This is a genomic window from Actinomadura sp. 9N407 (assembly GCF_044326315.1).
GTDB lineage: Bacteria > Actinomycetota > Actinomycetes > Streptosporangiales > Streptosporangiaceae > Spirillospora.
On sequence record NZ_JBIRAW010000007.1, the window covers coordinates 127,213 to 141,272 of the forward strand.

General features: G+C 70.2%; 13 protein-coding genes and 1 tRNA gene. 11 read left to right on the plus strand and 3 right to left on the minus strand.

The window, feature by feature from the left end; translation table 11 throughout:
- Positions 1 to 74: 74 nt before the first annotated feature.
- The gene (locus tag ACH34Q_RS13365) at positions 75 to 614 is read right to left on the minus strand and encodes a MarR family winged helix-turn-helix transcriptional regulator (protein ID WP_395983183.1); all 540 of its coding nucleotides are present in this window, start codon (positions 612 to 614) and stop codon (positions 75 to 77) included.
- Between the two features lie 96 nt (positions 615 to 710).
- Between ACH34Q_RS13365 and ACH34Q_RS13370 the strand changes: the two genes are divergently transcribed.
- On the plus strand, positions 711 to 1,562 hold the full coding sequence (locus tag ACH34Q_RS13370) for a methyltransferase domain-containing protein (protein ID WP_395983184.1): 852 nt from the start codon (positions 711 to 713) through the stop codon (positions 1,560 to 1,562).
- Positions 1,563 to 1,766: 204 nt separating this feature from the next.
- Here the strand turns inward: ACH34Q_RS13370 and ACH34Q_RS13375 are convergent, their stop codons facing one another.
- The gene (locus tag ACH34Q_RS13375) at positions 1,767 to 2,678 is read right to left on the minus strand and encodes a TetR/AcrR family transcriptional regulator (protein WP_395983185.1); all 912 of its coding nucleotides are present in this window, start codon (positions 2,676 to 2,678) and stop codon (positions 1,767 to 1,769) included.
- Positions 2,679 to 2,695: 17 nt separating this feature from the next.
- Positions 2,696 to 3,649: an acyl-CoA desaturase gene (locus ACH34Q_RS13380; protein ID WP_395983186.1), complete on the minus strand. Its 954-nt coding sequence runs from the start codon at positions 3,647 to 3,649 to the stop codon at positions 2,696 to 2,698.
- 659 nt (positions 3,650 to 4,308) lie between these two features.
- On the opposite strand from ACH34Q_RS13380, the gene ACH34Q_RS13385 reads away from it, so the two are divergent.
- The 10 genes from ACH34Q_RS13385 to ACH34Q_RS13430 all read left to right on the plus strand — a co-directional run bounded on the left by ACH34Q_RS13385 (position 4,309) and on the right by ACH34Q_RS13430 (position 14,041).
- Positions 4,309 to 4,379, plus strand: a tRNA-Gln gene (locus tag ACH34Q_RS13385).
- Between the two features lie 210 nt (positions 4,380 to 4,589).
- On the plus strand, positions 4,590 to 6,050 hold the full coding sequence (gene glmU, locus ACH34Q_RS13390; RefSeq protein WP_395983187.1) for a bifunctional UDP-N-acetylglucosamine diphosphorylase/glucosamine-1-phosphate N-acetyltransferase GlmU: 1,461 nt from the start codon (positions 4,590 to 4,592) through the stop codon (positions 6,048 to 6,050).
- Between the two features lie 97 nt (positions 6,051 to 6,147).
- Positions 6,148 to 7,128, plus strand: coding sequence for a ribose-phosphate diphosphokinase (locus tag ACH34Q_RS13395; RefSeq protein WP_395983188.1), 981 nt, complete (start codon positions 6,148 to 6,150; stop codon positions 7,126 to 7,128).
- 277 nt (positions 7,129 to 7,405) lie between these two features.
- Positions 7,406 to 8,020, plus strand: a complete 615-nt coding sequence (locus ACH34Q_RS13400) for a 50S ribosomal protein L25/general stress protein Ctc (RefSeq protein WP_395983189.1) — start codon at positions 7,406 to 7,408, stop codon at positions 8,018 to 8,020.
- Between the two features lie 147 nt (positions 8,021 to 8,167).
- Positions 8,168 to 8,743 carry an aminoacyl-tRNA hydrolase gene (gene pth / locus ACH34Q_RS13405; RefSeq protein WP_395983190.1) on the plus strand — a complete coding sequence of 192 codons (576 nt, stop codon included), beginning with the start codon at positions 8,168 to 8,170 and terminating at the stop codon, positions 8,741 to 8,743.
- Between the two features lie 298 nt (positions 8,744 to 9,041).
- Entirely contained in the window at positions 9,042 to 10,520 is a 1,479-nt protein-coding gene (locus tag ACH34Q_RS13410) for a sugar transferase (protein WP_395983191.1), read from the plus strand.
- 180 nt (positions 10,521 to 10,700) lie between these two features.
- Positions 10,701 to 11,609 carry a 3'(2'),5'-bisphosphate nucleotidase CysQ gene (locus ACH34Q_RS13415; protein WP_395983192.1) on the plus strand — a complete coding sequence of 303 codons (909 nt, stop codon included), beginning with the start codon at positions 10,701 to 10,703 and terminating at the stop codon, positions 11,607 to 11,609.
- Between the two features lie 94 nt (positions 11,610 to 11,703).
- Entirely contained in the window at positions 11,704 to 12,618 is a 915-nt protein-coding gene (gene cysD / locus ACH34Q_RS13420) for a sulfate adenylyltransferase subunit CysD (RefSeq protein ID WP_395983193.1), read from the plus strand.
- Complete coding sequence (locus ACH34Q_RS13425) at positions 12,618 to 12,743, plus strand: hypothetical protein (RefSeq protein ID WP_395983194.1); 126 nt, start codon at positions 12,618 to 12,620, stop codon at positions 12,741 to 12,743. Before cysD ends, ACH34Q_RS13425 begins: the two co-directional genes overlap by 1 nt.
- 35 nt (positions 12,744 to 12,778) lie before the next feature.
- Positions 12,779 to 14,041, plus strand: a complete 1,263-nt coding sequence (locus ACH34Q_RS13430; protein ID WP_395983367.1) for a sulfate adenylyltransferase subunit 1 — start codon at positions 12,779 to 12,781, stop codon at positions 14,039 to 14,041.
- Positions 14,042 to 14,060: the final 19 nt, after the last annotated feature.

The following is a 14,060-nucleotide window of genomic DNA, read 5'->3' on the forward strand; positions in this document are numbered from 1 at the left end:
GCGCCCCCAAGGCTCAGTGCCCCCAGGGCCCCAGGTCCCCCAGGTCCCCCAGGGCCCCCAGGGCCCCCAAGGCCTCAGTGTCCGGGGGGCTCGGGGCTGTCGAACTGGAGCAGCAGGTTCCGCAGCAGCCCCGCCAGCGCGTCCCGGTCGGCCGGGGGGAGGGTCTCCAGGATCGCGTGCTCGCGGGCCAGCAGATCGGCGAACGCGGCGTCCACGCGGGTCATGCCCGCCTCGGTGAGCCGTACCTGAACGCCGCGCTTGTCCTGCGGGTCGGGATGGCGCTCCACCAGACCGGCGGCGGCCAGCCGGTCGATCCGGTTGGTCATGGTGCCCGAGGTGACCAGCGTGGCGCGCAGCAGCAGGCCAGGGCTGAGCCGGTACGGGGCGCCCGCCCGCCGCAGCGCGGTGAGCACGTCGAACTCCCAGCCCTCCAGCTCGTGCGCGACGAACACGGCGCGTCGCGCGCGGTCGAGATGGCGGGCGAGCCGCGACACCCGGCTGAGGACCTGCAGCGGCTGGACGTCCAGATCAGGGCGCTCCTTGTGCCAGGCCTCGACCAGCCGGTCCACCTCGTCCTGGTCCCGCTCGTCCCGCATGGCGACACCCTCCTGCATGCCGACACCTTACCTGTCTCGATATCGAGTTACCTGTCTCGATATCGAGAAGACTTTCTTGACATCAAGATTATCCGCGGGGCATGATGTCTCTTGATGTCGAGACATGCCGAGGCGGAGCCGTCCGCCGCCGTCTGGGATCCCGCGCAGTACGGGATCTTCGGCGACGAGCGCGGCCGCGCGTTCGCCGAGCTGCTGGCCAGGGCCGCGAGCGGACTCGCCGCGCCCGGCCGGATCGCCGATCTGGGCTGCGGCTCGGGCGAGCTCACCGCGGGCCTGGCCCGCCGCTGGCCGGACGCGGTCATCGACGCGATCGACTCCTCGGCCGAGATGATCGAGGCGGCTCGGGCGCACGCGATCCCCGGCCGGCTGCGCTTCGCGGTCGGAGACGCCGCAGGCTGGAAGCCCGCGACGCCGCCCGACCTGATCGTCTCCAACGCCGTCCTGCACTGGATCCCCGGCCACACCGAACTGCTGCCCCGCTGGGCCGACGCACTCGCACCCGGAGGCAGGCTGGCCTTCCAGGTCCCCGGCAACCATGCCGCTCCCAGCCATACCCTGCTGCGCGAGCTGTGCGAATCGCCCCGCTGGCGCGACCGGCTTGGCGGGCTGTTCGATCCGCGTCCCGTCCTCGACCCGGCCGGCTACCTCGACCTGCTGGCCAGGCACGGCTGCGCCGTCGACGCCTGGGAGACCACGTACGCGCAGGTCCTCCAGGGCGAGGACGCCGTACTGGAGTGGGTCAAGGGCACCACGCTGCGCCCCGTACTGACCGCCCTTGACCGCGCCGAGCCCCAAGGCTCCACCGAGACCCAAGGCTCCGCCGAGACCCGGGACTTCCTGTCCGAGTACGGAGCCGTGCTGCGCGAGGCCTACCCGGCCACGCCGTACGGCACCGTCTACCCCTTCCGGCGCGTGTTCGTCATCGCGGACCGCGCCGGACCATGAACCGGGATGCCGCCCGCCGCGCGAGCGGAGCGAATCGTTCCCCTGCGGTGTGCCCGACCGCATGGTGAGCGGTGTCCCAGGGCCGCGCCACGCGCGGTCGGCAAAGACCCGCGCCTCGAAACCCGAGGCAGGGAACGACCGGTAACACGGTGACCCCGCCGGTGGCCGCACGGACGAACTCCGGCGGTCACCGGCTCACGTCGTTCAGGACGGCCGTACGGCCGATTCCCCGGTGCCGGTGCCGGTGCCGGTGTCCGTGTCGGCGCCTGGCTCGATGGCGGCGTCGGCCTGGGCCTCGCTGTCGTCCGGCGGATCGAGCTCGTCCGGCAGCTTGAGCTCGTCCGGCGGTTCGGTGCCGTCCTCGTCCCGGTGCTCCTTGCGGTGCGCCCGCTCCGCCTTCGCGGCGGCCTTCTCCTCCGCCTTCTCTGCCTTGGCCGCGGCCTTCTCCAGCCGCTTCTCCCGGCGCTCGGCCTCCTTGCGGCGGCGCTTGGGATCCAGCGACGGCCGGGGCTCCAGGCCCGAAAGGCCGTTCCAGGCGAGGTTCACCAGATGCGCGGCGACCTCCTCGCGCTTGGGACGGCGCGCGTCCAGCCACCACTGTCCGGTCAGCGCGACCATCCCGACGAGCATCTGCGCGTACATCGGCGCGACCTTGTCGTCGTAGTCGTGCCGGTCCAGCTCCTGGGCCATCACGTGCTCGACCTCGCCGGCGATCTCACTCAGCAGGCTCGCGAAGCTGCCGGTGCCGGTGCCGCCGTGCGAGTCGCGGACCAGGATCCGGAAGCCGTCCGGATTGGTCTCCACGTACTCCAGCAGCGACAGCGCGGCCTTCTCCAGCTTGCCGCGGTAGTGGATCGCCGAGTTCAGCGCCTCGGTCACCGAGGCGAGCAGCGCCTCGAACTCCCGGTCCACCACCACCGCGTACAGGCCCTCCTTGCCGCCGAAGTGCTCGTACACCACGGGCTTGGAGACCCCGGCCGCGGCGGCGATCTCCTCGACCGACGTGCCGTCCAGACCGCGCTCGGCGAAGAGCGTGCGCCCGATGGTGAGGAGCTGCTCGCGTCGTTCCTTGCCGGTCATCCGCTTCCTGCGGGACCGGGGGGCGGGTTCTGTCACGGCACCAATTGTGACGCTCACGCAGGCTGTTTCGTCCGCTTGGCGGCCAGCCGCTCGGCGTCGGGCCAGCGGACGTCGTACGCCAGGCCCGCCTTCTCGAACGCCCAGATGGTCCGGGCGCTGATGTCGATCTGGCCCTTGAGCACGCCGTGCCGGGCACAGGTCGGGTCGGAATGGTGCAGGTTGTGCCACGACTCGCCGAGCGAGGGGATGGCCAGCCACCACACGTTCCGCGACTTGTCGCGGACCTCGAAGTCCTCGTTGCCGAACGTGTGGCAGATCGAGTTGATCGACCAGGTCACGTGGTGGACCAGGGTCAGCCGGACCAGCCCGGCCCAGAAGAACGCGGTGAGCGCGCCGGCCCACGACATGGTCAGCAGGCCGCCCAGCACGCCCGGCAGCAGGAACGTCACCAGCACGAGCAAGGGGAAGGCCTTGTGGATCCGCACGATGTCACGGTCGTTCAGCAGGTCCTTGGAGAACCGCTCCTTGGACGTGCGGTTGCCGTCGAACAGCCAGCCGTAGTGCGCCCACGCCAGCCCCTTGGCCAGCGCCTTCCAGTCGTTGCCGAAGCGCCACGGCGAGTGCGGGTCGAACTCCTTGTCGGAGTGCTTGTGGTGGCGGCGATGGTCGGAGACCCAGGTGATGATCGGCCCCTCCATCGCCAGGCCGCCGGCGATCGCCAGCGCGATCCTGAGCCCGCGCTTGGCCTTGAACGATCCGTGCGTGAAGTACCGGTGGTAGCCCACCGTGATCCCGCCCGCCGAGAGGAAGTAGAAGATCGCCATCAGGATGATGTCGGTCCAGCCGAGAAAGCTTCCCCAGGCCAGCGGGATGGCGGCGAAGAGCGCCAGGAACGGTACCCCGGTGAAGACGGCGACGAGGACCCGTTCGGCCCGTCCCGAGGACTGCGGATCGAGTTCGGCACGGCGCTCGGGACGGGGAGGATCGAGGATGGGAGCTGTAGTCATGGGCACCACTTCCTGTTCTGGTAGACCGCGTTCCGGTGGACCCTGTCTGCCGGTCCCTGGCTGCCGGTCCCTGTCTGCTGGACCGCCTACCTACGCCACCGTAACCTACGGTTGCGTAAGTTTTACAGTGCCGGTACGTAAAATCGGTCGGTACGTAAGGTCGGCCGGACCTCATCTCAGGCGGCGGGAGATCCGCTCGTACGGCGTTCCCGGGAGCGGAGAGCCCGAGAGTGGTGAGTCCGGGAGCCGAGAGGTGAGACACCTCTCACGCAGGGACAACGTCCGGTGCCTGCCGAACGTTCGGTCCCCGCCGGCGGAGGTGCGCTGATGTGCCGCTCGATCGGCGACACGTCCGGCGACCGGTTCTGCATGCTTTCCAACCGCACCCTCTCCCCGAGACGGGCTTCCCGCCTGCGCCCTGGGAATGGTCGGACGACTCAAAGTGGGGGGTGCTCGTTCGACGACGTCCTAAACCGGGACAAGTCATGCGTTTCGCCCGAGAGCCCCGCTGGGCGGGGCCGCCGCGGAACGTCGGGCCGACGGCTCGCCGCCGGCCGCCGGGCCGGGAGGATGCGGGCGTCGGGATAATGCGGATGCCGAGGGCGGCGGAAACGGTATCTTGGCTCTGGTCGCCGATCGGAGATATCCGGTCGGATCGGTCCGGGATAGTTAAGTGGCATAACCCTGGGTTTTGGTCTCAGTGTCGGGGGTTCGAATCCTCCTCCCGGAGCCTGGCGCCCCCTCGCGCGCCCCTCGTGCCCCCGGCCTCGTCCCCACCTCGTTCCCGGTGATGGCGGTGGCCGCCGGGTGACAGCGCTCCGGCGAACGGTATCCTTCGGGTGTCGGGCGTGTTGCGTCCCTGTTTGCGCAGGTAGATCGGCTTGCGCAGGGAGACCGGCCGCCCGAGCCAATCCCGTCCGCGATGCCGAGGAGCCTCCACGTGAGCGCGAGCCGCCCGGCTGCCGTCGTCGTCCTCGCCGCGGGCGAGGGCACCCGGATGAAGTCCCGTACCTCCAAGGTCCTGCACGAGCTGTGCGGGCGCGCGATGCTCGGCCATGTCCTGGCCGCCGGCCGCGCGCTGGACCCCGAACGGCTGGTGGTGATCGTCGGCCACCGCCGCGAGCAGGTGATCTCGTACCTGGCCGACCAGGTGCCGGCGGCCGAACCCGTGGTGCAGGAGCGCCAGGGCGGCACCGGGCACGCCGTCCGGATGGCGCTGGAACAGGTCTGGGGCGGTGACCGGGGCGAGCTGACCGGCACGGTCGTGGTCACCAACGGCGATCACCCGCTGCTGCGCGGCGAGACGCTGGCCGAACTCGTCCGCGTCCATGAGGACGAGGGCAACGCCGTGACCGTTCTCACCACGGAGATGCCCGACGCGACCGGCTACGGCCGCATCCTCCGCGAGGAGAACCCCGCCGGTGCCGGCGCCGTCACCGCGATCGTCGAGCACAAGGACGCGACCGAGGCGCAGCGGGCCGTCCGCGAGATCAACGTGGGGATGTACGCCTTCGACGGCGCCCTGCTGGCCGACGCGCTGAAGCGGGTCACCACCGACAACGCCAAAGGTGAGGAGTACCTCACCGACGTGGTCGCCATCCTGCGCGGCGACGGGCACCGGGCCGGTGCCCATCTGGCCCCCGACTGGGTGGAGACCCAGGGCGTCAACGACAAGGTGCAGCTGGCCCAGGCGCGCCGGCAGCTCAACGACCGGATCCTGGAGGCCCACATGCGGGCCGGGGTCACGATCGTCGACCCCGCCACCACCTGGATCGACGTGGACGTCACCGCCGAGCAGGACGCGGTCGTCCACCCGGGCACGCAGCTGCACGGCCGGACCCACCTGGGCGAGGGCGCCGAGGTCGGGCCCGGCTGCACGCTGACCGACACCCGGGTCGGGGCCGACGCCCGGGTGATCAACGCGGTGTGCGTCGAGGCCGAGATCGGCCCGGAGGCCTCGGTCGGGCCGTACGCCTACCTGCGGCCCGGGACGCGGCTGGACCGCAAGGCCAAGATCGGTACCTATGTGGAGACCAAGAACGCCCATGTCGGCGAGGGCAGCAAGGTCCCCCATCTCACCTACGTCGGGGACGCGACGATCGGGACCGGCTCCAACATCGGCGCCAGTTCCGTCTTCGTCAACTACGACGGCGTCAGCAAGCACCACAGCGTGGTCGGTGACCATGTCAAGGTCGGCAGCGACAACATGATCGTCGCGCCGGTGACCATCGGGCACGGTGCCTACACGGCGGCCGGCTCGGTGATCGTCCAGGATGTCCCGCCGGGCGCGATGGCGGTCGCGCGGGGCAAGCAGCGCAACATCGAGGGCTGGGTCGAGCGCAAGCGCGCCGGAACACCCGCGGCCGAGGCCGCGCGGCGCGCCGCCGAGGCCGGCGAATGACGATCTCCCGCGCGGGCCGGGGCGCTTCCCGCCGCGCGCGGGTTGTGGGGACGACGCCCACGTGTAGTTCAGTTCCATTGAGGGGGAGTTGTCAGAGGTGAGTGGGATCAAGGCGAGCGGCCAGAAGAAGCTCATGCTCTTCACCGGCCGAGCCCACCCGGACCTGGCCAAAGAAGTAGCCGACAACCTCCACGTCGAGCTCACGCCGACCTCGGCGTACGACTTCGCCAACGGCGAGACGTTCGTGCGGTTCCTGGAGTCGGTACGCGGCTCCGACGCCTTCGTGATCCAGAGCCACACGGCTCCCATCAACCAGTGGATCATGGAGCAGCTGATCATGGTGGACGCGCTCAAGCGCGCGTCGACCAAACGGATCACGGTGGTGGCGCCGTTCTTCGGCTATGCCCGGCAGGACAAGAAGCACCGTGGCCGTGAGCCGATCTCGGCCCGGCTGATGGCCGACATGTTCAAGACCGCGGGGGCCGACCGGCTGATCGCGGTCGACCTGCACACCGCGCAGATCCAGGGCTTCTTCGACGGCCCGGTGGACCATCTGTTCGCGCTGGACCTGCTGGCCACGCATTTCGAAAGCCGGCTGGACCTGTCGCAGGTCACCGTGGTCGCGCCGGACGCCGGCCGGGTCCGGGTGACCGAGCGCTGGAGCGACCGGCTCGGCGGCGTGCCGATGGCGATCATCCACAAGAAGCGCGACCCGGACGTGGCCAACGAGGTCAAGGTGTTCGACGTGGTCGGCGAGGTCGAGGGCCGGACCTGCGTGGTGGTCGACGACATGATCGACACCGGTGGCACGATCGTGAAGGCGGCGGACGCGCTGTTCGACAACGGGGCGACCCGGGTCGTGGTGGCCGCCACCCACGGGGTGCTGTCCGGCCCCGCGGTGGACCGGTTGAAGAACTCGCGGATCTCCGACGTGGTGCTGACCAACACGCTGCCGATCCCGCACGAGAAGCAGTTCGACAAGCTGACCATCCTGTCGATCGCCCCGCTGATCGCGCGGGCCATCAACGAGGTGTTCAGCGAGGGGTCGGTGACCAGCCTGTTCGGCGGGCAGAGCTGACCCCGCACCTGGTGCGCGGCGGGGGCCGGCCGGGCCGATCCGGTCGGACGGAGCGGGCCCCGCTGGCTTTGCCCATGGGGACGATCGGCTAGACTTGCTGAATTCGCGTATGCCCCGGGTCGTTCAGTGTGGCTCCGTGCGAGGACTCGCACTCCCCGGGCAACGCAAAGAATCTTCGAGGCGCCTGACGCATCGAGCAACGCCTGATTCGCTCATGTCCGTAGCGGACGTCCAATGCCGGACGGCCGTGGATCGCAACAACTGAGGAGTTTTCGCCGTGTCCGAGGTACGTATCGCCGCCGAGTCGCGCACCGAGTTCGGTAAGGGTGCCGCGCGGCGCACCCGCCGGGCCGGCAAGGTTCCCGCCGTTCTCTATGGCCATGGCACCGACCCCCAGCACATCTCGCTGCCGGGCCACGAGCTGATGCTCGCGCTCAAGACCCCCAACGTGCTGCTGCGCGTCGAGGGCGTCGGCTCCGGCTCCGAGCTGGCCCTGCCCAAGGACGTCCAGCGCGACGCGATCAAGGGCTTCCTCGAGCATGTCGACCTGCTGCTGGTCAAGCTGGGCGAGAAGGTCGAGGTGTCCGTCCCGATCGAGATCACCGGCGACGTGGTCGCCGGCGGCCGGCTGGTCCAGCCCGAGGTCGAGATCGCGGTGGAGGCCGAGGCCACCAACATCCCGCAGTCGGTCGAGCTGGACATCAGCGGGCTGGAGATCGACAGCGCGGTGCTGGCGCGCGACCTGAAGCTGCCCGCCGGCGCCACCCTGGTCGCCGACGAGGAGCTGCTGATCGTGCAGATCGTCGACGCCACCGTCGCGACCGAGGCCGAGCCGGAGGCGGGCGAGGGCGCCGCCGCCGAGGCGGGCGCCGAGGGCGAGTCGGCCGAGTGATCCGCGCCGCCGGGCGACCGGCGGCGCCACCGTTCGTTCCCGACGGCCCCCGCGGCGTTCACGCCTGCGGGGGCCGTCGGCCGTGTGTCCGGCTGCGGAGATGTCCAGCCGTGGCGATGTCCGCCCGCCGAGCAGCGAGGGAGCCTCATGAGCGCTGATCCATGGCTGGTCGTGGGGCTGGGTAACCCGGGTCCCCCGTACGCCGGCAACCGGCACAACGCCGGCTTCATGGTGCTGGACGTCCTGGGCGGGCGGGCCGGTGGACGGTTCAGGTCACACAAGGGGCGCGCGGACGTCCTGGAGGGCCGCCTCGCGGGCGTGCGGGCCGTACTGGCCAAGCCGCGGGGCTACATGAACGAGTCGGGCGGGCCGGTGAAGGCGCTGTGCGACTTCTACAAGGTGCCCGTCGAGCGCCTCATCGTCGTCCACGACGAGCTGGACATCCCGTACGGTGCCGTGCGCCTGAAGCGGGGCGGCGGCGACAACGGGCACAACGGGCTGCGCTCGATCACCCGTTCGCTGGGCGACAAGGAGTACCTGCGGGTCCGGTTCGGTGTGGGCCGCCCGCCGGGGCGGATGGACGCCGCAGCGTTCGTCCTGAAGGACTTCTCCGCCGCCGAGCGCAAGGATCTGGAGCTCAACGCCGACCGGGCCGCCGACGCGGCCGAGGCGTTGCTGACGGACCCTCTGGAGACGGCACAGAACACGTTCCACGCCGTGTGAGCCGATCGCCGGGCAGGGCCACACCGTGTAGGGCCTTCACCGTGTAAGGCCGTCGCCGTGCAACCCGATCACTGTGTAAGTCCGCCGCTACCACAGGTGACCGTGGCGGCACGGGCACGCACTCGTTGACAACGATCACCGGTGCGAAGTGTTCGTTCGCTCAGCATGGGACAAATCGGGATCGTAAGATGCGTCACAAACGTGCTTCCCGTTACATGTGAACCTACCCGGCCGTTCGGCCGTCTCCGTGATGGATCGTACGTAAAGGGGCGGTGCGGCAGTGGTGGTGAATGCGTCAATGGCCGTGGTGGAAGAGGTCGGGGTGAAAACCCCGGTCGATGCCGATCGCAACCGGTCGCAGGGTACGAACGGGTGGACCCAGTCCTATCGCAGGATGGCCTTCATCCTCGACCTGGCGAGCATGCTACTGGCCGGGCTCATCGCGTTCGTATTGAGATTCCCAGGCATGGCCAGCGAGTGGACCATGCCGTACATGGTGCTGACGGTCGCGCTGCCGCTGGCCTGGTCGCTCACCCTGATGATGTGTCGGGCCTACCAGCCGCGCTTCATCGGCGTCGGCTGGGAAGAGTTCCATCGGGTGCTGCGCGCGGGGTTCATCGTCACCGCGACCGTGGCGATCGTGGCGTACGCCACCAAGACCGAGGTGGCCCGCGGGTACGTGGTGATGGCCCTGCCCATGGGGACGGTCCTGGCCCTGATCGCGCGCTACCGGCTGCGTAAGTGGCTGCACAACCGCCGCTGGAAGGGCGAGTGCATGCGGCGCGTGATCGCGGTCGGGCACCGCGCGGCGGTCGCCGACCTGATCCGGCTGCTGCAGCAGAAGCGCTACCACGGGATGGACATCGTGGGCGTGTGCCTGCCGCCGGCGCTGGCCGCCGGCGACGACGCGGTCACGGACGTCGAGGGCGTGCCGGTGCTGGGCGACTTCAGCCAGGCGGCGGCCGTGGTCGGGCGCAGCGGCGCCGACTCGGTGGCGGTGCTGGCCTGCCCGGAGATGGACGGCGTGGCGCTGCGCCGGCTGGCCTGGCAGATCGAGCGGGACGATGTCGAGCTGGTCGTGGCGCCCGCGCTGATGGACGTGACCGGCCCGCGGATCTCGATCCGGCCGGTGGCCGGGCTGCCCCTGCTGCATGTGGAGCATCCGGAGCTGGAGGGCTCCCGCAAGCTGCTCAAGGGACTGTTCGAACGGACCCTGGCGCTGGGCGGGCTGCTGCTGCTGAGCCCGCTGCTCCTGCTCGTGGCGTTCCTGATCAAGGTCACCAGCCAGGGCCCGGTGATGTTCCGGCAAACCCGGGTGGGCCGCGACGGCCGCGAGTTCACCGTGCTGAAGTTCCGCACGATGGTGGCGGACGCCGAGGCCCGCAAGATCGAGCTGACCGGTGCCAACGAGAACGACGGCGTGCTGTTCAAGATCAAGGCCGATCCCCGGATCACCGCGGTCGGCCGCCGGCTGCGCCGCTACTCGCTGGACGAGCTGCCGCAGCTGTTCAACGTGGTGCGCGGCGAGATGTCGCTGGTCGGCCCGCGGCCGCCGCTGCCCGAGGAAGTGGCCCAGTACGGCGGCGACGTGTACCGCCGGCTGGCGGTCAAGCCGGGGATGACCGGCCTGTGGCAGGTCAGCGGCCGCTCGGACCTGTCCTGGGACGAGTCGGTCCGGCTCGACCTGCGGTACGTCGAGAACTGGACCCTGGCCCTCGACCTGCAGATCATGTGGAAGACCTGGTCGGCGGTGTTCCGGGGCTCGGGCGCCTACTGAGGCACACAGCCCGCCGAGGCACACAGCCCGCAGAGGTCCTGCCGGGCGGCTCCGGGGCTCCGGCCCGCGCGAGCCTGCCCGGCGATCCGCGAGCCTGCCCGGCAGCTCACGGGCCCGCCCGGCGAATCTCCGGCAGGAACGGCAATATAGAGTAAACAGATCAACCGAGTAGGGATTGTGGTGGGATTGACGGAGGATCTGGAGCGCGGGCCGGTGGACGACCACGTGCTCGCGGGGGAACTGGCCGAGGCCGCGGGGCGCCTGCTGCTGGGCGTACGCGACGAGACCGGTTTCGCCGACGCTCGCGTGCTGAAGGACACCGGCGACCTGCGGGCGCACGAGTTCCTGATGGGCGCGCTGGCCGAGCGGCGCCCGGCCGACGCCGTCCTGTCCGAGGAGGGCCGGGCCTCGGTCGCCGGGAAGAGCTCCGGCGTCGCGGCGATGGACGGGCCCCCCACCGGCAACACCGACGCGTCGGTCCGGCTCACCGCCGACCGTGTGTGGATCATCGACCCGCTGGACGGTACCCGGGAGTTCTCCGAGGAGGGCCGTTCCGACTGGGCCGTCCACGTGGCGCTGTGGGAGAAGGGCCGGCTGGCCGCGGGCGCCGTGGCGCTGCCCGCCCAGGGGCTGACTCTCCGCACCTCGCCCGGCGGGGCCCTGGCCGTCGACACGTCCGGCGCGGCGCGCGAGCTGCGGCAGGCCGCCCCTGAGCCGGGCCGCCTGCGCATCGCGGTGAGCCGCAGCCGCCCGCCCGCCTTCGTGCAGCGGCTGGCCGAACGGCTGGACGAGGCCGCCGGCCTCAAGACCGAACTGGTCCCGATCGGCTCCGCCGGCGCGAAGATCTCCGCGGTCCTGCTGGGCGAGGTCGACGCGTACGTGCACGCGGGCGGCCAGTACGAGTGGGATTCGGCCGCGCCGGTCGCGGTGGCCCTGGCCGCCGGCGCCCATGCGTCCCGGATCGACGGCTCCGAAGCCGTCTACAACCGGAAGGACCCCAGGTTGCCGGATATCCTGGTGTGTCACCCCGAGTCGGCGGCGGCGCTGCTGACCGGCATCCGGGACGTGAGCGACTCCCTGCCGGAGTGACCGGCGGGGGATCGCCGTCCGGCCGGTGGGATGGCGCCGTGTCATCCGCGAGACCACCGGTGCACTGCCAGAAGCGTGGAGAGAGCCCCAGACGATGCAGCGCTCCGATTACCAGCTGTCACAGCTAGACATCCTCGAAGCCGAGTCGATCCACATCATCCGGGAGGTGGCCGCGGAGTTCGAGCGGCCGGTCCTGCTGTTCTCGGGCGGCAAGGACAGCATCGTCATGCTGCGCCTGGCGCAGAAGGCGTTCGCTCCCGCCCCGGTCCCGTTCCCGGTGATGCACGTCGACACCGGCCACAACTTCCCCGAAGTGATCGAGTACCGCGATCGCCGGGTGGCCGAGCTGGGCGTGCGGCTCGTGATCGCCTCCGTTCAGGACTCGATCGACAAGGGCCGCGTGGTGGAGCAGACCGGTCGGCGGGCCAGCCGCAACCGGCTGCAGACCACGACGCTGCTGGACGCGATCGAGGAGCACCGGTTCGACGCCGCGTTCGGCGGCGCCCGCCGGGACGAGGAGAAGGCACGGGCCAAGGAGCGGGTGGTCTCGTTCCGCGACGAATTCGGCCAGTGGGACCCCAAGAACCAGCGGCCCGAGCTGTGGAACCTGTTCAACACCAAGATCCAGCAGGGCGAGCACGTCCGGGTGTTCCCGCTGTCCAACTGGACCGAACTGGACATCTGGGACTACGTCCGGCGCGAGGATCTGGAACTGCCGCCGATCTACTTCGCGCACACCCGGCGGGTGTTCGAGCGCGACGGGATGCTGCTGGCCGACCTGCCGTACGCCAACCGCGGCGACGACGAGCCGGCGTTCGAGGCCATGGTGCGCTACCGCACCGTCGGCGACGCGTCCTGCACCGGAGCGGTCAAGTCCGACGCCCTGCGCCTGGACGACGTCATCGAGGAGATCGCCGCGACCCGCATCACCGAGCGCGGCCAGACCCGGGCCGACGACCGCTCCAGCGAGGCCGCGATGGAAGATCGAAAGAAGGAAGGGTACTTCTGATGAGCGGCGCAAGGTCTTGGAGATCGCGGCACTGTGCCCACTTCACCGAGCGCGGCCAGACCCGGGCCGACGACCGCTCCAGCGAGGCCGCCATGGAGGACCGCAAGAAGGAGGGCTACTTCTAATGGCCACGTCGTCAGACGAGAGCACGGCTAAGACGATGGACATCCTGCGGTTCGCCACCGCCGGCTCGGTCGACGACGGCAAGTCGACGCTGATCGGCCGGCTGCTGTTCGACTCCAAGTCGATCTTCGAGGACCAGCTGGAGTCGGTGGAACGGACCAGCGTCGACCGCGGCGAGGACTACACCAACCTCGCGCTGCTCACCGACGGGCTGCGGGCCGAGCGCGAGCAGGGCATCACCATCGATGTCGCCTACCGCTACTTCGCCACGCCGCGGCGCAAGTTCATCATCGCCGACACGCCTGGGCACATCCAGTACACCCGCAACATGGTCACCGGCGCCTCCACCGCCGATCTGGCGATCATCCTGGTGGACGCCAGGAAGGGGATCCTGGAGCAGTCCAGGCGGCACGCCTTCCTGACCACGCTGCTGAAGGTGCCGCACCTGGTGGTGGCGGTCAACAAGATGGACCTGGTCGACTACGACCAGCAGGTCTTCGAGCGGATCGTGGACGAGTTCACCGCGTTCGCCGCCAAGCTCGAGGTCTCCGACCTGACGTTCATCCCGCTGTCGGCGCTGCACGGCGACAACGTGGTGGAACGCTCGCCGAACACCCCCTGGTACCAGGGCAGCTCGCTGCTGCACCACCTGGAGCACGTGCACATCGCCTCCGACCGCAACCTGATCGACGTGCGGTTCCCGGTGCAGTACGTGATCCGCCCGCACAAGTCGACCGACCCCGAGTTGCACGACTACCGCGGGTACGCGGGCCAGGTCGCGGGCGGCGTGCTCAAGCCGGGCGACGAGGTCGTGCACCTGCCGTCCGGGCTGACCACGACGATCACCGCCATCGACGGTCCGGGCGGCCCGGTCCAGGAGGCGTACCAGCCGATGTCGGTCACGCTGCGGCTGGCCGACGACATCGACATCTCGCGCGGTGACATGATCGCCCGGCCCAACAACCGGCCCGAGACCGCGCAGGACCTGGACGCGATGGTCTGCTGGATGACCCCCGACCGGGAGCTCACCCCCCGGATGAAGGTCGTCATCAAGCACACCACCCGTACCGCCAAGGCGGTCGTCAAGGAACTGCACTACCGGCTGGACGTCAACACGCTGCACCGCGACGACTCGGCGCAGGGGCTGGGACTGAACGAGATCGGCCGGATCGCGCTGCGGGTCACCCAGCCGCTGTTCGTCGACGACTACGGCCGCAACCGGATGACCGGTGGCTTCATCCTCATCGACGAGGCCACCAACAACACCGTCGGCGCCGGAATGATCACCGGGGCGAAGTAACACACGCGGGGGTGCGGCG

Coding starts and splice junctions, on each gene's coding strand:
- ACH34Q_RS13380 (WP_395983186.1), bottom strand. CDS start 3,649: ATGACTACAGCTCCCATCCTCGATCCTCCCCGTCCCGAGCGCCGTGCC.
- ACH34Q_RS13430 (WP_395983367.1), top strand. CDS start 12,779: ATGGACATCCTGCGGTTCGCCACCGCCGGCTCGGTCGACGACGGCAAG.
- pth (WP_395983190.1), top strand. CDS start 8,168: ATGAGCGCTGATCCATGGCTGGTCGTGGGGCTGGGTAACCCGGGTCCC.
- cysD (WP_395983193.1), top strand. CDS start 11,704: ATGCAGCGCTCCGATTACCAGCTGTCACAGCTAGACATCCTCGAAGCC.
- ACH34Q_RS13370 (WP_395983184.1), top strand. CDS start 711: ATGTCGAGACATGCCGAGGCGGAGCCGTCCGCCGCCGTCTGGGATCCC.
- ACH34Q_RS13365 (WP_395983183.1), bottom strand. CDS start 614: ATGCAGGAGGGTGTCGCCATGCGGGACGAGCGGGACCAGGACGAGGTG.
- ACH34Q_RS13425 (WP_395983194.1), top strand. CDS start 12,618: ATGAGCGGCGCAAGGTCTTGGAGATCGCGGCACTGTGCCCACTTCACC.
- ACH34Q_RS13410 (WP_395983191.1), top strand. CDS start 9,042: ATGGCCGTGGTGGAAGAGGTCGGGGTGAAAACCCCGGTCGATGCCGAT.